General features: G+C 61.1%; 15 protein-coding genes. 5 read left to right on the plus strand and 10 right to left on the minus strand.

Going from position 1 to position 16,805, the window contains the following annotated elements:
- Nucleotides 1-455: 455 nt before the first annotated feature.
- Both CKW24_RS12110 and CKW24_RS12115 read left to right on the plus strand, forming a co-directional pair.
- Nucleotides 456-1,394, plus strand: a complete 939-nt coding sequence (locus CKW24_RS12110; protein ID WP_095168185.1) for a chemotaxis protein CheV — start codon at nt 456-458, stop codon at nt 1,392-1,394.
- A gap of 437 nt (nt 1,395-1,831) precedes the next feature.
- Complete coding sequence (locus CKW24_RS12115; protein WP_095168187.1) at nt 1,832-2,638, plus strand: MOSC domain-containing protein; 807 nt, start codon at nt 1,832-1,834, stop codon at nt 2,636-2,638.
- Between the two features lie 70 nt (nt 2,639-2,708).
- On the opposite strand, the gene CKW24_RS12120 is transcribed toward CKW24_RS12115, so the two are convergent.
- From CKW24_RS12120 to CKW24_RS12155, 8 genes are all read right to left on the minus strand, one after another.
- Complete coding sequence (locus tag CKW24_RS12120) at nt 2,709-2,993, minus strand: pyrimidine/purine nucleoside phosphorylase (RefSeq protein ID WP_095168189.1); 285 nt, start codon at nt 2,991-2,993, stop codon at nt 2,709-2,711.
- Between the two features lie 73 nt (nt 2,994-3,066).
- Entirely contained in the window at nt 3,067-3,615 is a 549-nt protein-coding gene (locus CKW24_RS12125; protein WP_095168190.1) for an exonuclease domain-containing protein, read from the minus strand.
- Between the two features lie 70 nt (nt 3,616-3,685).
- Nucleotides 3,686-5,647 (minus strand): acetyl/propionyl/methylcrotonyl-CoA carboxylase subunit alpha, encoded by a 1,962-nt coding sequence (locus tag CKW24_RS12130; RefSeq protein WP_095168191.1) that lies wholly within the window; start codon nt 5,645-5,647, stop codon nt 3,686-3,688.
- A gap of 54 nt (nt 5,648-5,701) precedes the next feature.
- Nucleotides 5,702-6,499: an enoyl-CoA hydratase/isomerase family protein gene (locus CKW24_RS12135; RefSeq protein WP_095168193.1), complete on the minus strand. Its 798-nt coding sequence runs from the start codon at nt 6,497-6,499 to the stop codon at nt 5,702-5,704.
- Complete coding sequence (atuD, locus tag CKW24_RS12140; RefSeq protein ID WP_095168195.1) at nt 6,496-7,653, minus strand: citronellyl-CoA dehydrogenase; 1,158 nt, start codon at nt 7,651-7,653, stop codon at nt 6,496-6,498. The genes CKW24_RS12135 and atuD overlap by 4 nt, the downstream gene beginning before the upstream one ends.
- Nucleotides 7,654-7,677: 24 nt before the next feature.
- Nucleotides 7,678-9,294 carry a geranyl-CoA carboxylase subunit beta gene (atuC, locus tag CKW24_RS12145; RefSeq protein ID WP_095168196.1) on the minus strand — a complete coding sequence of 539 codons (1,617 nt, stop codon included), beginning with the start codon at nt 9,292-9,294 and terminating at the stop codon, nt 7,678-7,680.
- Nucleotides 9,295-9,297: 3 nt separating this feature from the next.
- Complete coding sequence (locus tag CKW24_RS12150) at nt 9,298-10,167, minus strand: SDR family oxidoreductase (RefSeq protein ID WP_095168198.1); 870 nt, start codon at nt 10,165-10,167, stop codon at nt 9,298-9,300.
- A gap of 12 nt (nt 10,168-10,179) precedes the next feature.
- Entirely contained in the window at nt 10,180-11,970 is a 1,791-nt protein-coding gene (locus tag CKW24_RS12155; RefSeq protein ID WP_095168200.1) for an acyclic terpene utilization AtuA family protein, read from the minus strand.
- Between the two features lie 176 nt (nt 11,971-12,146).
- On the opposite strand from CKW24_RS12155, the gene CKW24_RS12160 reads away from it, so the two are divergent.
- Nucleotides 12,147-12,770: a TetR/AcrR family transcriptional regulator gene (locus tag CKW24_RS12160; protein WP_095168201.1), complete on the plus strand. Its 624-nt coding sequence runs from the start codon at nt 12,147-12,149 to the stop codon at nt 12,768-12,770.
- Between the two features lie 104 nt (nt 12,771-12,874).
- Nucleotides 12,875-13,669 carry an ABC transporter substrate-binding protein gene (locus CKW24_RS12165; RefSeq protein ID WP_095168203.1) on the plus strand — a complete coding sequence of 265 codons (795 nt, stop codon included), beginning with the start codon at nt 12,875-12,877 and terminating at the stop codon, nt 13,667-13,669.
- A 40-nt stretch (nt 13,670-13,709) separates the two neighbouring features.
- Here the strand turns inward: CKW24_RS12165 and CKW24_RS12170 are convergent, their stop codons facing one another.
- Entirely contained in the window at nt 13,710-14,258 is a 549-nt protein-coding gene (locus tag CKW24_RS12170) for an RNA polymerase factor sigma-70 (RefSeq protein ID WP_095168205.1), read from the minus strand.
- A 335-nt stretch (nt 14,259-14,593) separates the two neighbouring features.
- Nucleotides 14,594-15,544: a hypothetical protein gene (locus CKW24_RS12175; RefSeq protein WP_095168207.1), complete on the minus strand. Its 951-nt coding sequence runs from the start codon at nt 15,542-15,544 to the stop codon at nt 14,594-14,596.
- Between the two features lie 359 nt (nt 15,545-15,903).
- On the opposite strand from CKW24_RS12175, the gene CKW24_RS12180 reads away from it, so the two are divergent.
- Nucleotides 15,904-16,713 (plus strand): alpha/beta fold hydrolase, encoded by an 810-nt coding sequence (locus CKW24_RS12180; RefSeq protein ID WP_095168208.1) that lies wholly within the window; start codon nt 15,904-15,906, stop codon nt 16,711-16,713.
- Nucleotides 16,714-16,805: the final 92 nt, after the last annotated feature.

Genomic DNA, 16,805 nt, shown 5'->3' on the forward strand with positions numbered 1-16,805 from the left:
GGACGGTTCCGGTTTTTCCGGCAGGTCCCTACCAGTTACCCATAGGGCTACGGCGTTGGTGGCAGGGGTAGCACAACGAACATCGGCGACACGGCGTCGTGAGGCTCTCGCTGAATGTTTTGAAGGGGGGTAAAGAGGGCCTGGCGGTGGCTCCGCGATCAACAACAAAAGCCTGACTCCATTCATGCAATGAGAATGGCGTCACATTAATGGCTATTGGATATCACGAATATCAGGCGAGTCCCGATTGCATCTAGGGGTTTCCCTGATGCGCTACACGCAAGGCTGATGGGGGCTGTTCGTGGAGCACGTTACCCGGGGGAGATTCATTCAGTAGAGCATGATGCCAATATGACATCAATTTTTTTACGCGGCCCGTCTCTCCAGGGTCAAGAAGTGCAGGCCGCCGCCGATACCTTGCCTGAGTGAATTCATCGGTAAACCCAGGAGTCATAATGGCCGGCATTCTCGACACGGTAGATCAACGCACCCAACTGGTGGGTGAGAACCGCCTGGAAATCCTTATGTTCCGCCTGGCCGGTCGGCAGTTGTTCGCGATCAACGTCTTCAAGGTGCAAGAAGTCCTGCAGCTGCCCAAGCTGACGCTGATGCCCCATCGTCATCCATTTGTCTGTGGTGTGGTCAATCTGCGTGGCCAGACCCTGCCGGTGATCGACTTGTCCCAGGCCATTGGCATGCGCCCGCTGGTGCCGGGCCCCAACAGCACGATTATCGTCACCGAGTACAACCGTTCGGTTCAGGCGTTCCTGGTCGGCGGTGTGGACCGCATCGTCAACATGAACTGGGAAGCCATTCTGCCTCCGCCGACTAGCGCAGGTCGCCAGCATTACCTGACCGCCATCAGCAAAGTCGATGAACAGTTGGTGGAAATCATCGACGTCGAAAAAGTCCTCGCCGAGATCGTGCCCTACAGCACCAAGGTCTCGCGCGAGAAACTCGAGGACCCAGTACTCGAGCGTGCCCGCCATCGTGAAGTGTTGCTGGTGGACGACTCCAACGTGGCGCTGGCGCAGATGCGCGATACCCTCAGCCAATTGGGGGTGAAAATGCACATTGCCAGCGACGGCCTGAAAGCCTTGAAACTGCTCAAGAGCTGGGCAGACAGTGGGGTGGAGATGACCGAGAAGCTGCTGATGGTCTTCACCGACGCGGAAATGCCGGAAATGGACGGCTACCGCCTGACTACCGAGATCCGCAACGATCCGCGTTTGCGGGGGCTGTACGTGGTGCTGCACACCTCGCTATCCGGCAGTTTCAACGAATCGATGGTGAAGAAGGTCGGTTGCGACAACTTCCTTTCCAAGTTCCAGCCCGACAAACTGGTCGATGTGGTGCGCCAGCGGTTGATGCTCGATGAAGTCCCAGCCTGTTGAGTGGTAAGGGCGGGCGAGGCGGCCTGCCGACCTGCTAGCGATGGGGCCAGTCCATTCAACATCGATGGTGCCTGACACACCGTTATCGCGGGCAAGCCGCAAGCGGGCGCCCGCTCCCACAGGTTGAGTGGGTGTACCCAGAATCTGCGAACACCCAGAACCACTGTGGGAGCGGGCTTGCCCGCGATGGGGCCGGTCCATTCAACATCGATGGCCCCTGGCACACCGCTATCGCGGCAAGCCTTGCTCCCACAGGTTTGCTGGCGGTACACAATACTTGCGGGCAGGCAGATTTACTGTGGGCCGGGCGGCGCTCCGTCTACTCGCGTTGCCAGCCCCACAAAATCCGCACCTGCAAGGCGTTGGCAGCCCCCCGGCCTTTGATTCGGCGATCAAGCTCGTATAGGGTGGCGTTTTTGCCCATCAGGGAGCTGGCCATGTTGCGTCTGAGCGCGCTGTACCGTTATCCACTCAAGTCCGCCAAGGGTGAAGTCCTGCAACAGGCGCACCTGGACACGCTGGGGCTGGTCGGTGACCGTCGCTGGATGCTGGTGGACGAGGCCAGTGGGCGGTTTCTGACGCAGCGGGCGGTTGCGGCGATGAGTCAATTGTCGGCCCTGTGGAATGCCACGGGTGGCCTGACACTGGCGGCGCCTGGGCATTCGCCGATTGAGGTGGCCTTGCCGGTGGACGACGCCGAACTGCGTGGCGTGACCATCTGGCGCGACACCTTGCGGGTGCCTGATGCCGGTGACGCCGCGGCTGCCTGGGTCAGCGCGTTTATCGGAAAGCCCACGCGCCTGGTGCAAGTGCCCGAGGCGTTGGCCCGGACCACCCAGGCAGGCTATGGCAAGGATGACGATAAAGTCGCCTTCGCCGATGGTTTCCCCCTGCTGTTGATTGGCCAGGCTTCGCTCGATGACCTGGTGCAACGGGTCGGTCGGCCGCTGGAGATGCTCAGGTTCCGGCCCAATCTGGTGATCGAAGGCAGCCAAGCGTTTGCCGAGGACGGCTGGAAGCGGATTCGCATTGGCGATGTCGAGTTCCGTGTGGTCAAGCCATGCTCGCGTTGCATCCTGACCACCATCGACCCGCAGACCGGTGAGCGCAGTGCTGACCGCGAGCCGTTGGCAACCCTGCAGCAGTATCGCGCGCAAGCCGATGGTGCGATGTTTGGGCAGAATCTGGTCAACGACGCCAATGGGCGGCTGGAAGTTGGCATGCCGGTGACGATTCTCGAGTAATCCCGTGGGTGCAAAACGAAAAATGCCCGTGTCGCAGGACACGGGCATTTTTGTTGTAGCGCAATAACGCTTAGCCGCGGTATTCGCACAGGTAGGCGCTGTCGACCGCCACTTTGAGTTGGAACTTGCTGTTGGCCGGAACATTGAACTGGCTGCCGGCGGCGAAGGTTTGCCAATCGTCGCTGTCCGGCAGTTTGACGGTCAGGGCGCCGGAGACCACGTGCATGATTTCGCGCTGGCTAGTACCAAACTCGTATTCGCCCGCTGCCATGACGCCGATGGTGGCCGGACCTTCGGCAGTGCCGAAAGCAATCGACTTGACGGTGCCGTCGAAGTACTCGTTGACTTTGAACATGGGCGATTCCTCGAAAAGGGCTAAAAAGGCCGGCCAGTATGCACAAGGCCTTTTCGCCCGTCACCTGTTGCACTCAAGGAGTGGCGGGCAGGGTCAACGGTAATAAACGGGCGGTATTGCGCGCATCCTCGAGCGCCCGATGCTGTTGCCCGCTGAACTGCAGGCCGGCCAGTTGCAGGGCCGCATTGAGGCCCAGTGGCCGCTCCAGTCGGCGGGCCTTGGCAAAGCGCTGCTTGAGATTCATGTGCGGCACCCGGCTCAGGGCGCTGTCGAGTTGCAGGCGCTGCCATTCCTGGAGTAATTGTTTGCGATCGTAGTCGCCCCAACTGGCCCAGCCCTCCAGGCGGCTGTGATGCTGGCCGAGCCAGCGTTCGAACTGCAGCCAGACGTCTGCCAGCGGTTGGGCCGCGTCGATGTTGGCCTGGGTGATATGGGTCAGTTCCCGACAAAATGGGGTCAACAAGGGCCGTCGCAACGGCCGGACGAAGCGCTGGAAGTGATCCAGCTCGCGGCCCTGGCGGTTGACCAGGGTGGCACCGATTTCAATGATTTCCATCTCTTCGATAGGCCAGCCGCCATCATCAGTTGTCGCTTCAAGATCAATTACCAGCCAATGAGGCATCGCAGCTTTCCCGGTATCCGCGTACTGATGAGGCTGAGCGTAGCCAACCGCGGCGGTTCCGCCTAGGGACTTATTCAACCTCCAACAGAATCTGACGATTTTTCACCTGATCGCCCCGGCTGACCTGCAAGCGTTTGATCACGCCGTCGATGCCGGCTTTGAGCGGGTGTTCCATCTTCATTGCCTCCAGTACCAGGAGCAATTGGCCCTTGCTGACCTGTGCGCCTTCGCTGACCAACACATCGACGATCGCCCCGTCCATCGGCGCTTTCAGGGTCCCACAACTGGCGGCGGCCTGGCCACGCACCGGTGCCAGCGTCTGGTCTTGCAGCACCAGGGCGCCAGGACGGGTGCCCAGCCAGAGCTGGTCGTGGGCCAAGGCATAGGCACAACGCCGGCGGATACCATCGAGCTCCAGATAGGCTGAGTGCGGGCTGATCTCCAGCAACTTCAGGTGCAGTGTTTGCGCGGCCACCTCAATGCGCAACTGACCTTCGGCCAGCACCGTTATCTGCGCAGACCAACGGGCATCCTGCAGGCCGATCTGCAGTTGCAGCGGGGCACTGGCATTGTTGCGCCAGCCCGTGAGCCCTGCGCCGTGCACCTGGGCGGACTGCTGGTAGAACAAGGCCGCGGCGATTGCCAGTTCTTCGGCGCTGGGGGTGTGGGGGTGCAGGCTTGGGTGAGCGCTGAAATGCTCGGGGATAAAGCCGGTACTGAACGCGCCAGCGATGAACTGCGGATGGTCCAGCAGGGCGGCGAGCAAGCGCTGATTGGTCTGCACCCCCAGCAGGACCGTGTCTTCGACTGCCCGCAACAGTTTGCACCGCGCCTCTTCGCGGGTAGCGCCGTAAGCGATGATTTTTCCCAGCATGGGGTCGTAGAACGGGCTGACCTGCTGCCCTTCGAGCAGGCCATGGTCAATGCGCACCCCTTCTTGCAGCGCCGGCAACCAGTGGTGGATACGCCCGGTCTGTGGCATGAACGCCTGCGCCGGGTCTTCGGCATACAGGCGCACCTCCATGGCATGCCCCTTGAGTTCGACCTGTTCCTGGCGCAACGGCAGGGGTAATCCAGCGGCGACCTGCAGTTGCCAAGCCACCAGGTCGAGACCGGTGATCAGTTCGGTGACCGGATGCTCGACCTGCAACCGGGTGTTCATTTCTAGGAAGTAAAAGTGCCCCCGGCTATCGAGTAAGAACTCCACGGTGCCGGCACCGACATAATTGACCGCGCGCGCCGCCTTCAGTGCGGCTTCGCCCATGGCCTGGCGCAGCTGTGGGGTCATCACCGGGCAAGGCGCCTCTTCGATGACTTTCTGATGGCGGCGCTGGATGGAACAGTCACGCTCGCCGAGATAGATCAGGTGGCCGTGTTGATCGCCGAACAACTGGATTTCAACGTGGCGCGGAGCGATCAGTGCCTGCTCCAGAATCAGCTCGGCACTGCCAAAGGCATTCAGGGCTTCGGAACGCGCGGTGCGCAGTTGCGCCACTAGCTGGTCGGCCTCGTGCACCAGGCGCATGCCGCGTCCACCACCACCGGCGCTGGCCTTGATCATCAAGGGATAGCCGATGCGCTCGGCTTCGCGCGCCAGGGTCTGATCGTCCTGCTCTGCGCCCTGGTAGCCGGCGATGCACGGCACGCCCGCAGCGAGCATGGCGATTTTCGACAGGCGTTTGCTGCCCATCAGTTCGATGGCCTCGGGGCTTGGGCCGATAAAGGTCAGCCCGGCGTCGGCGCAGGCTTGGGCGAACGGCGCGTTTTCCGAGAGGAAACCGTAGCCGGGATGGATCGCGTCGGCCCCGCTGCGTCGTGCTGCGTCGAGGATCGCCTGGGCATTGAGGTAGGACTGGGCCACCGCAGCAGGGCCGATGTGCACGGCTTCGTCGGCCAGTTGCACATGCAGGGCGTCGGCATCCGCATCACTGAAGACGGCCACGGTGCGATAGCCCAGGGCCTGGGCGGTGCGCTGGATGCGGCAGGCAATTTCACCGCGGTTGGCGATGAGAATTTTGCGCAGGGTCGGCATGGTCGGGTTCCCATTGGTGAGTGCGGAGTCGGTAAGGGCCTGCTTGCGATGTTGTCAGGGCGCCCAACCTGGTTTGCGTTTCTGGACAAACGCCAGGGTGCCCTCGACGCCTTCTGCGCCTGTCACTGCAGCGCTGAACCACTCGGCGGCCTGGTCGAGCAATGGCCCCAACGGTTGTTCGGTGCTGGCCAGCAGCAGGGCCTTGGTCGCGGCATTGGCCTCTGGAGCGCAGCACAGGACGTGCTCGAGTACCGCGTCCAGGCGTTCGGCCAAGGCTTGCGCATCCTGCTCGACAAAATGCACCAGGCCCAGGCGCCGTGCCTCGTGCCCGTCAAAACGCGCCGCCGTCAGGGCCAGGCGCCGGGCCTGGGTCAGGCCGATACGCCGGACCACAAAGGGCGCGATCTGCGCCGGTAGCAGCCCCAGGCTGGTTTCCGGCAGACCGAATTGTGCCTTGTGGTCGGCCAGGGCAATGTCGCTGACACAGGCCAGGCCCAGGCCGCCGCCGAGTACTGCGCCCTGCAACACACAGATCAGCACTTGAGGCGCGTGCTGGGCTTCTTCCAGCAACGCGCCGAAGGCCCGGTTCAGTTCCCGGTAAGCGTCTGCGCCCTGGGCTCGGGCGTTGGCCATGTCTTTCAAGTCGCCGCCGGCACAGAAATGCCCGCCGGCACCGCCCAAGACCAGTGCGCGTACCTGCCGGTCATCGCGGACCGCCGCCAGCACCGCACGCAACTCGGCGACCATCTGCAGGCTCATGGCGTTGCGGCAATCGGCGCGGTTCAGGGTGATGTGCAGCACGCCACTGTGCAGTTCCAGCAAGAGGGTCTGGCAATCGGGCAGGGTGCTCATTTTTTCTTCCCGGGCAGGGTACCCATCAGCTTGCAGATAATCCCCAGCATGATTTCGTCGGCACCGCCGCCGATCGACACCAGGCGCACGTCGCGGTAGGCGCGGGCCACCGGGTTGTCCCACATGAAGCCCATGCCGCCCCAGTACTGCAGGCAACTGTCGCTGACTTCCCGGCCCAGGCGACCGGCCTTGAGCTTGGCCATGGACGCCAGGCGGGTGACGTCCTGGCCTTTGACGTACTGCTCGGTGGCTTGATAGACCAACGCCCGCAGGCACTCGATCTCGGTGGACAGTTCGGCCAGGCGGAAGTGGATGACCTGGTTGTCGATCAGGGCATTGCCGAAGGTCTTGCGTTCCTTGCAGTACTCGATGGTGCTGTCGACGCAGTACTCCAGGCCCTTGATCATGTTGGCCGCGCCGAACAGGCGTTCTTCCTGGAACTGCAGCATCTGCATCATGAACCCGGCCCCTTCGTGGCCGATGCGGTAGCGTTGCGGCACGCGCACGTCATCGAAGAATACCTGGGCAGTTTCCGAGCTGCGCATGCCCAGTTTGTCCAGGTGCGAGCCGAGGCTGACGCCCGGCGTGTTCATCGGCACCATGATCAGCGACTTGTTGATGTGCGCCTTGTCGTCGGAAGTGTTGGCCAGCAGGCAGATGAAGTCGGCACTCGGTGCGTTGGTGATCCACATCTTGCTGCCGTTGATCACGTAGTCGTCGCCGTCCTTGCGCGCGGTGGTCTTCAACCCGGCGACATCGGACCCGGCGCCGACTTCCGAGACGCCAATGCAGCCGACCTGTTCGCCGCTGATGGCCGGACGCAGGAACTCCTCGCGCAGTTCATCGGAGCCGAAGCGCGCCAGCGCCGGGGTGCACATGTCGGTCTGCACGCCGATGGACATGGGGATCCCGCCGCAGTGAATGGTGCCGAACTCTTCGGCCGCGACTATCGAATAGCTGTAGTCCAGGCCCATGCCGCCGAATTTTTCCGGTTTGCTGATGCCCAGCAGGCCGAGTTCGCCGGCCTGGCGAAAAATCTCGTGGATCGGGAAGCGCCCGGCCTTCTCCCACTCATCGACGTAGGGGTTGATCTGGCTGTCGACAAACTGGCGCACGGTACGGCGCAGGGCTTCGTGTTCCTGGGTAAAGATCATTGTTGTTGTTCTCCTTTGGCCGGACTAGAACCGGGCGACACCAAAACTGTTGGGTTGCAGCTGACGAACCTCGGCCTCCTGGCAAATATCCAGCAGGTAGCCCAGCAGCGTGCGACTGTCCCGTGGATCGATCAGCCCGTCATCCCACAGGTTGGCACTGGCGTAGAGGGCGGTGGACTGGCTGTCGAGTTTCTGTGCGGTGACCTGCTCCAGCATGTCGAGCATCTTCGGGTCCGGGACCAGGCCATCCTTGAGCTGCCTGGCCTCGGTGACAATACGCAGCACCTTGCCGGCCTGGGCGCCGCCCATTACCGCAGTGCGGCTGTTGGGCCAGGCGAAGATGAACCGCGGATCGAGTCCCCGGCCGCACATCGCGTAGTTGCCGGCACCGTAGGAGCCGCCGACCACCAGCGTCAGCTTCGGCACCCGGGCATTGGCCACGGCCTGAATCAGCTTGGAGCCATGCTTGATCACCCCTTGCTGTTCCGACTCGGTGCCGACCATGAAGCCGGTGGTGTTGTGGAAAAACAGCAGCGGAGTCTGGCTCTGGTCACACAGCTGGATGAACTGCGCCGCCTTGCTCGCGCCTTGCGGGGTGATCGGGCCGTTGTTGCCGATAAAACCACAAGGCCGGCCCTGGATTTTCAGATGACCACACAGGGTCTGCTGGTCGAACTCGCCCTTGAACTCGAGGAAGCGCGAACCGTCGGCGATACGCGCGATGATTTCGCGCACGTCGTAGGGTTTTTTCGGATCGGTGGGAATCAGTCCCAGCAGATCCTCGATGGGGTACAGCGGCTCATCGAAGTCGGTGCGGGCGGGCAGTGGCAGACGGGCATTCCACGGCAACAGGCTGACGATCTCGCGCACCAGACGCAGCCCGTCGGCATCGTTCTCGGCCAGGTACTCGGCGGTGCCGGCGGTCTGCGCGTGCATTTCGGCGCCGCCCAGGGCTTCATCGGTGGCGATTTCCCCGGTGGCAGCCTTGAGCAGCGGAGGGCCGGCGAGAAACAGCTTGGCTTTGCCGCGCACCACCACCACGTAGTCCGAAAGCCCGGGCTGATAGGCGCCACCGGCGGTGGCCGAGCCGTGCACCACGGTAATCTGTGGCAGCCCCATGGCCGACATCCGCGCCTGGTTGGCAAAGCTGCGCGCGCCTTCGACAAAAATCTCTGCGGCGTAGTTGAGGTTGGCGCCGCCGCTTTCGGCGAGGGTGATCACCGGCAGTTTGTTTTCCATGGCGATCTGCTGCAGGCGCAGGGATTTTTTCAGGCCGCTGGGGGAAATGGTCCCGCCCTTGATCGCGCTGTTGTTGGCCACCACCAGTACCCGCACCCCGGACACATAACCAATCCCGGCGATCAAGCCGCCGCCTGCCTGGCAACCGTCTTTGTCGTCGTGCAATTTATAGCCGGCCAGGCTCGCCAGTTCGAGAAACGGCGCGCCGGGGTCCAGTAGCAGATTCAAGCGTTCACGCGGCAGCAGTTGTCCGCGCCGGTCGAATTTCGCCTTGGCCTCGGCGGCCTTGGCCAGCAGATTACGTTCCAGTTGGCGGACCTGCTCGATGCTGGCCAGCATCGCCTCGCGGTTCTGCGCGAACTGCGGGCTGTGGGGGTCGAGTTGGGATTCGATCATTGGCATCGCTTAGTCCTCGTCCTTGAGTACATCGGGCAGGAAGGCGCGGTGAAAGCCATTGAAGGACTCGCTGTGCTGGGCCTTGTGCAATGGCCACGCCCGACTGCCGAGACTGGCTGCACCGTCGATGCGCAAGGTGCTGCCGCTGACAAAGGCGGCCGCAGGACTCAGCAGGAACACGATGGCGGCGCTGACTTCCGATTCGCTGCCAATGCGCTTGAGCGGCACATGCTCGCGCAGGGTCGGGATCACCGCCTTGAACGCGCCTTCATAGGTGTCCATGCCGCTGGACGCAATCCAGCCGGGGGCCACGGCATTGACCCGGACCCCGGCGTAGCCCCATTCGAAGGCGGCGGTCTTGGTGAAGTTGTCCATGCCCGAGCGCGCAGCCCCCGAGTGGCCCATGCCCGGCATGCCGCCCCACATGTCGGCGAGCATGTTGACGATGGCGCCCCCGGTCTTGCACATGGACTGGTTGAACACCTCCCGGGCCATCAGGAAACCGCCCACCAGGTTAGTGCGCATCACCGTCTCGAAGCCTTTCTGGGTGATCGACGCCAGTGGCGCAGGGTATTGGCCGCCGGCGTTGTTGACCAGGCCATGAATCGGGCCGTGGGTCTTGAGCAGTTGGCTGACCAGTTGCTTGACCGCTTCCTCCTCACGAATGTCGCAAGCTTGCCAACTGGCCTGGCCACCGTCGGCGGCAATTTCGGCGGCGACCTGCTGCAGTTTTTCCGCCTTGCGCCCCACCAACAGCACGTGGGCGCCAAGGGCTGCCAGCTCGTGGGCGGTGCAGCGGCCAATGCCACTGCCGCCACCGGTGACAATGATGTTTTGACCGGCAAACAGCTCGGGTTTGAAGATCGAATCAAAAGCCACGGCGACAGCCCTCTAGTTGACTTGGTCAGCGATGCTTTGCGGCACCGGAATCTGGATTTCCAGCAGTTGCTGGGCGAATGCCTTGCCTTGTGGATCGATCCGCAGGCTGGCCACGCCACCACCGCCAAGGGCGTTTTCCAGGAGGAAATTGAGGCTGTGGCTGCCCGGCAGGTACCAGCGCTCGACGCGCCCCAGGAGCGGGTCGAGCACGTGGCTCATCCAGTCCACGACCACCTCGGGAGTCAGTGCTTCGGCGATCCACGGCAGGTATTCGGGGGCGCGGGCCATGACCCCGATGTTGCTGTGATTGCCCTTGTCACCGGAGCGCGCCACCGCCAGTTTCACCAGTGCCACGCTGGCATCGGCACGGCCTTGGGGTTTGGGGGCAATAAAGGGCAAGGGCAGGTCAGCGCTGTCGAGGTGATCGAGGGCGGGCAGGGTGCAAGGGTGGCGCTGGCCTTGCAGGTCGATCTGCAGGGTGCAGGCGTTTTTGTCGATAAGGAACGAGAACAGGCGGATCAGCGGGTAGACCGTAGGACGGCCGCCGACAATGCCGGTCAGGCCCGGCGCCATGCCGGTGGCAGCCTGGGCGATTTCCCGGGAGAACAGGATCAGTGCCTGTTTGTTCGGATGCCGTACCGCGAGCTTGATCACCACTTCGCGGCTGTCCTGGCGTTGCCCGTGAGGACCATAGGTGGCCTCGCTGCCGAGCAGTTCGATGTGCACTTCGCTATAGGGTGCCCAACCGCGCTGACTGAACATTTGCCCGGTCTTGTTGATGATCGCCTCGCTCACCCGGCGCGCCTTGGCCACGGCGTCGATCCCGGCAATCAAGCAACTGGCGGTGCAACGGAAACCATCCGGGTAGGTGGCGCTGACCTTGTACTGCGCCGGTGCCGGCAAGCCTTTGGCGCCGTGGACCTGGACCCGGTTCGGGCCCTGCTGCTGGAGTTTGACCTGGCTGAAATCGCAGATTACGTCCGGCAGCAGGTAAGCTCGTGGATTGCCGATTTCGTAGAGCAATTGTTCGCCCACACTCAAGGGCGTGACCAAACCACCGGAGCCTTCGGGTTTGCTGACAATGAACTGGCCGTCGGCGCTGACCTCGACCACGGGGAAACCGATGTGCTCGTAGTCCGGCACCTGCTGCCAATCGGTGAAGTTGCCGCCGGTGCACTGTGCGCCGCACTCGATGATGTGCCCGGCCAGTGCTGCCTGGGCCAGGCGGTCGTAGTCGTGCCACGCCCAGCCGAACTCATGCACCAGTGCTGCGCTGACCACCGCGCTGTCCACGACTCGCCCGGTGATGACAATGTCCGCCCCCAGGCGCAGGGCTTCAACAATGCCGGGAGCGCCAAGGTAGGCGTTGGTCGATACGCAGACGGGCGGCAGGGGCGCTGCGCTGAACATCTCGCGCACGCCACTGGCGGCCAATTGCTTGAACTGCGGTTGCAGGTCATCGCCCAGCAGGACGGCGATCTTCAGGGGCACGCCGGCCTGGTCGCAGGCGTGCTGCAAGGCGGCGGCGCAGGCCAGTGGATTGACTCCGCCGGCGTTGCTGATCACCCGAATGCGCTGTTCGGCGATCTGCCCGAGCAACGGACTGAGGACCTCGACGAAGTCGCTGGCGTAGCCGGCCTGGGGATCCTTCATGCGCGCCCCGGCCAGCAATGACATGGTGATTTCTGCCAGGTAGTCGAAGACCAGATAGTCCAGGGCGGCGCCTTCCACCAGTTGAGCGGCAGCGGTCGAGGTATCCCCCCAAAAGGCACTGGCACATCCGATACGAACCGTCTTGTTCATGGCAAGCCTCCGACAGAAGTGTTTCGAGACTACCAAGCAAGCGCTTGGTTTGTAAATCCCGGGCAGGACTTTTACCCGAGCGCTTGCTTGGTTTCCTTCGGCGGCTTAAATTGCCCGCGCCAGCCACGGCATTTGTGGTGTGTGCGTTGGGTTCGAGCGACTGTAGGAGAGAATGGGTGGACGAGCAAAAAGCTCTGCTGGTAATGCGCGAGTTGGTCGACAACGGGCAACTGACCGATCCGGACAGCGCTCGCGGCAAACTGCTGCAGATGGCGGCCCACCTGTTTCGCAACAAGGGCTATGAACGCACCACGGTGCGCGACCTGGCCAGTGCGGTAGGGATTCAGTCCGGCAGCATTTTTCATCACTTCAAGAGCAAGGACGAAATCCTGCGCGCGGTGATGGAGGAAACCATTCGCTACAACACCGCGTTGATGCGCGCCGCCCTGGCGCAATCCACCAGCGTGCGCGAGCGAGTCCTGGCGCTGATCCGCTGCGAGTTGCAGTCGATCATGGGCGGCAGCGGCGAGGCGATGGCGGTGCTGGTCTACGAATGGCGCTCGTTGTCCGAAGGCGGGCAGGCCCAGGTGCTGGCGCTGCGCGACATTTACGAGCAGATCTGGCTGCAGGTACTGGGAGAAGCCAAGGACGCGGGGCTGATTCGCGGGGACCTGTTCATCACCCGTCGTTTCCTCACCGGTGCATTGTCCTGGACCACCACCTGGTTTCGCCCCGATGGCAGCATGAACCTCGATCAGTTGGCCGATGAGGCGTTGATTCTGGTGCTGACGCAAGCATGACGATTTGGGCAAAACGCATTAAATAGCCACCATCGCGTTGTCTTAGTGGGCGAAACCGCCTAGCTTAATCCAGGTGGGTCTATTTTCAGGGGTGGTGTTGGTTGATGTATTCGCCAGTTCGGATGGCTTCGCGGATGTTGTTGATGGCGCTAGGTGCGCTGTCGGTAGCGCCGAGTTCGGCCGCACAACTGGTGCGCATCGGCGCGGCGCATTTCCCGCCTTACACCATTCGCCCGGAAACCGGCGCCGATACCGGTCTTCTCGCGCAATTGATCGTCGCCCTCAACCAGTTGCAGGGCGACTATCAATTTGTCCAGGTGCCCACCTCCATTCCGCGCCGCTTCGGTGACTTCAAGCAGGGCCGGATCGACGTGGCTATCTTCGAGAATCCCCAGTGGGGCTGGAAGGATGTCCCGCACACCGCCGTCGACATGGGCCTGGAGGATGCGGAGGTGTTTGTCTCGCAACTGCTCCCTGAGCGCGCGCAAAGCTATTTTTCCGACCTGCAGGACAAACGCCTCGCGCTGTTCAATGGCTATCACTATGCCTTTGCCGACTTCAATTCCGACACTCGCTATCTCGCCAGCCGCTACAACGTGACGCTGACGTATTCCCACGACAGCAACCTGCTGATGGTGCTGCGCGGTCGTGCCGACATCGCCCTGGTTACCCGCTCGTTCTTGAGTGACTACGTGTTGCGCAACGAACAGGTCGCCTCCCACTTGCTGGTGTCCGAGCGGGTTGATCAGGTCTATCACCATTACGCCCTGATCCGTCCGCAGGCACCGCTCAGTGGCGAAGCGTTCGGCAAGATGTTGCAGGGCCTGCGGGATAACGGCCAGATGCTGAAGATTTTCCAGCCTTACAAGATTGCGCTCGTCGCTGTGCCCCAGGGCTGAAATCAGCTCATCACTCTGCGAGGCCGGGGGGAGGGGTTGGTCAGCGGCGGGCGAAGGTATCGCTGAGGGTGTCCGAGACCTTGCGACAGTGCACCAGCGCATCGCGGATCATGAAGTTCACCAGGGTCGGCGAGACCTCCAGTTCCTTGGCGATGTCTTTTTGTGGCACGCCGTGCAGGCGATACATTTCGAAGGCGTAGCGGGTCCGGCTGGGCAATTCGCCAAGGGCATCGGCGATGTTTTCCAGGACGCGGAAGTTGATGTGCGAGGTTTCCGGTGAAGCACCCTGGATGACCACATTCAAGCCTTCTTCTTCACTGCCCGAGTACTTCTGCTCCAGGGCCTGTTTGCGGTAGTGATCGATCGCCAGGTTGCGCACGATCTGAAACAGGTAGCTGAGCTGGGCCTTGAACGAAGAGGTGATCTGGGGCGCCGATTGCAAGCGGAAGAAAGCGTCTTGCACCACGTCTTCGGCACGCGACCGGCAACCCGTAATGCGTGCCGCAGTCTTCACCAGCATCAGCCGGTTGTCGACGAACGCCTGGAGTAAGGATGAGTCGCAGCTGTCTGTGGAAACGGATTGCGCCATGGAAGTCACCTCGCTGCAAAAAGTTAGTGGGACGACCAGCGCTTCGGATCCGTCCTACGCATTGAGCGACAAGCTAGGCTAGATGATAATAATTGTCAATTGAGAGGAAGAATTAATTCCGTTTGGCTTTCGCCGACAAGCTCACGCTGACACGCTTTGAGTTGCGGCGCTGGCTGCCCCACCAGGATCAATTCGCTCGTTGCTCCATCCGTTCGTATGGGGCAATTGCGTCCTGGTTACGTCCTGCTTGCCAAGCCCGCGCTTGAACACATCGACGGCCTGTTCGCGGCAGGTCGGGTCTCGATCCGACCTGCCGCGAAGTCGTTACAGAGGACTTATTTTTGTTTGAAGTACCAATGGGTATCATCGGTATCAATGCCTAATCCGTTGAGCTTTTCCTCTACGTACTTCAAACATAATCCTCCATCGGGTTGATAGTGGCCGGAGGCGTCATTGACGCTAGCGATAACGTCTCGCAAGGCAATACCATCGTTGACACTCTCTATTCTGAATTCGCCTGCGCAGATGACCGGTCGTCCACTGCCCAGTTGGCTATGCCTGATGTAGTCGTTTCGCGACTCATGTTTCCAGCGCCTGTAGATAATTGCACCCTCTGGGGTATACACCCAGGTGTAACTATCGTTGGAGGTGTTAGGTGTTAGTACTTCTGTCTGTCGGTCTTTCAACAGTTCGCCCAGCAGCTTTCCATCGACCATGCCGACCAGTTGGCCTGTGCCCTCGATAGTCGAGGGATCGTAGGTTCGCCATGATTTGATATCGCCGATCCAGGGCATCCAGCGCACGGGATAGGTTTGGGTGTTGATATCGACGGGACGATTGTCGGAGTTGCTCCAGTCTGACCAATTGATATGTCCAGCCCAAACCTGCTGGAGATGTGAGGAAGAGGCATGTAGCCACTGATGAATTTGTTTGAAGGAACGGTTAGTGAAAACGCCATTGGCGGTCAGTATCAGCGACTCTAGCTCCCAGTTGTCGCTGGCGATGGGGTGAGCAATCGGTACTTGGTGCAGGGAGATATTTTGCAGTTCACTGATGTGAATGCTTTGTTTTCCGAACAGGCGGGAAATATCAATGTCAACGCTAATGATTTCACCCACCCTGGGGGCGTCGGAAAACAACTGGAAGTTATTATGATGGCCCATGCTTATGTATACTTTGTCATCGGTGCCTGCCCAATTTTCCTCGGCTATTTTTGCAGATATTCTGAGTTCGCTGATATTGGCGCTGCGTTCAAAGTTGCGTGTGTAGTCGCTGATGCTGTTCATTGTATGTGCTCTACTTTTCAATGGGTTTTTGAAGCCCTGAAAGTAGTATTTTTATTGGTGGAAGTCTTTGTGGGTGTTTTACAGTTTGTTAGTGTTGCTTTTCAGCTTTGGAATGCAGTGAAGGATTAACTTGCGCTCGGTGTTTTAGACTAATTGTTAAAGCCGTCGAACCATTGGGGGAGATCATCGCGTGTAAGCCGGGTGTGAGTTTGAGATAGCCATTACTGCAGATCGCGGTCGTGGTTTCTGTTGTCGGGGGCTCTGTAATATCTACTGTTAAGGCTTGAATTGACGGAGGTACCCGGGCGGGACAGTCTTTGCGGGGATTTTTTCAACAGAGCCTACGCAGGAGATACAGGATGCCCTTCGTTACTATTGATGGTGAACCCCTTCACTATATTGATCAGGGCACAGGCCCTGCCGTGCTCCTGGCTGGAAGCTACTTGTGGGACCAGACCATGTGGGCGCCGCAGATTGCCGCGTTGTCCTCACACTATCGGGTGATTGCCCTGGATTTGTGGGGGCACGGGGAGTCCGGGGCACTGCCGCAGGGAACCGCTTCACTCAGTGACCTGGCACGCCAGGCACTGGCGTTACTCGATCACCTGGGCATTGAGCGTGTCGCACTGGTGGGTCTTTCAGTGGGCGGAATGTGGGGGGCGCGCCTGGCCCTGTCGCACCCGCAACGCATAAGCGCCCTGGTACTGATGGACACGTACCTGGGGGCTGAGCCCGAAGCCACTCGGCAATACTATTTCTCACTGCTCAAGCAGATTGAGGAGGCGGGTGCAATTACACCGCAGATCCTCGATGTCGTGGTGCCAATCTTCTTCCGGCCGGGAATCGACCCGCAATCAGCGTTGTATCGACAGTTGCGCGACTCATTGGCCGCGCTGCCAGCCGAACGGCTGCGCAGGAGCATCGTGCCGCTGGGGCGTATCACCTTCGGTCGCGAAGACATGCTGGCGCGCCTGAATCAATTGAACCCGGATACGACGCTGTTGATGTGCGGGGAGCAGGACACGCCAAGGCCGCCTTCAGAAACCATGGAAATGGCCGAGTTGATCGGTTGCCCTTACCAACTGGTGCCCGAGGCGGGGCACATCTGCAATCTGGAAAACCCACAATTCGTCACCGAGGCGTTGTTGGCATTCCTGGCCAATCGTTGACGGTCCTACGTTGAAGATAATCCAGGCTCATTGCTGGCAAGCGGAGCTTGCCAGCGAAAAGGCTGCCGAGTCTTGCAATGTCGTTGAGAGCG

The organism is Pseudomonas sp. Irchel 3H3 (assembly GCF_900187635.1).
Classification (GTDB): Bacteria; Pseudomonadota; Gammaproteobacteria; order Pseudomonadales; family Pseudomonadaceae; genus Aquipseudomonas.

What these genes read in the sequence shown, in the direction of transcription:
- CKW24_RS12110 (WP_095168185.1), top strand. Translation starts at nt 456, where the DNA reads ATGGCCGGCATTCTCGACACGGTAGATCAACGCACCCAACTGGTGGGT.
- CKW24_RS12115 (WP_095168187.1), top strand. Translation starts at nt 1,832, where the DNA reads ATGTTGCGTCTGAGCGCGCTGTACCGTTATCCACTCAAGTCCGCCAAG.
- CKW24_RS12120 (WP_095168189.1), bottom strand. Translation starts at nt 2,993, where the DNA reads ATGTTCAAAGTCAACGAGTACTTCGACGGCACCGTCAAGTCGATTGCT.
- CKW24_RS12125 (WP_095168190.1), bottom strand. Translation starts at nt 3,615, where the DNA reads ATGCCTCATTGGCTGGTAATTGATCTTGAAGCGACAACTGATGATGGC.
- CKW24_RS12130 (WP_095168191.1), bottom strand. Translation starts at nt 5,647, where the DNA reads ATGCCGACCCTGCGCAAAATTCTCATCGCCAACCGCGGTGAAATTGCC.
- CKW24_RS12135 (WP_095168193.1), bottom strand. Translation starts at nt 6,499, where the DNA reads ATGAGCACCCTGCCCGATTGCCAGACCCTCTTGCTGGAACTGCACAGT.
- atuD (WP_095168195.1), bottom strand. Translation starts at nt 7,653, where the DNA reads ATGATCTTTACCCAGGAACACGAAGCCCTGCGCCGTACCGTGCGCCAG.
- atuC (WP_095168196.1), bottom strand. Translation starts at nt 9,294, where the DNA reads ATGCCAATGATCGAATCCCAACTCGACCCCCACAGCCCGCAGTTCGCG.
- CKW24_RS12155 (WP_095168200.1), bottom strand. Translation starts at nt 11,970, where the DNA reads ATGAACAAGACGGTTCGTATCGGATGTGCCAGTGCCTTTTGGGGGGAT.
- CKW24_RS12165 (WP_095168203.1), top strand. Translation starts at nt 12,875, where the DNA reads ATGTATTCGCCAGTTCGGATGGCTTCGCGGATGTTGTTGATGGCGCTA.
- CKW24_RS12170 (WP_095168205.1), bottom strand. Translation starts at nt 14,258, where the DNA reads ATGGCGCAATCCGTTTCCACAGACAGCTGCGACTCATCCTTACTCCAG.
- CKW24_RS12175 (WP_095168207.1), bottom strand. Translation starts at nt 15,544, where the DNA reads ATGAACAGCATCAGCGACTACACACGCAACTTTGAACGCAGCGCCAAT.
- CKW24_RS12180 (WP_095168208.1), top strand. Translation starts at nt 15,904, where the DNA reads ATGCCCTTCGTTACTATTGATGGTGAACCCCTTCACTATATTGATCAG.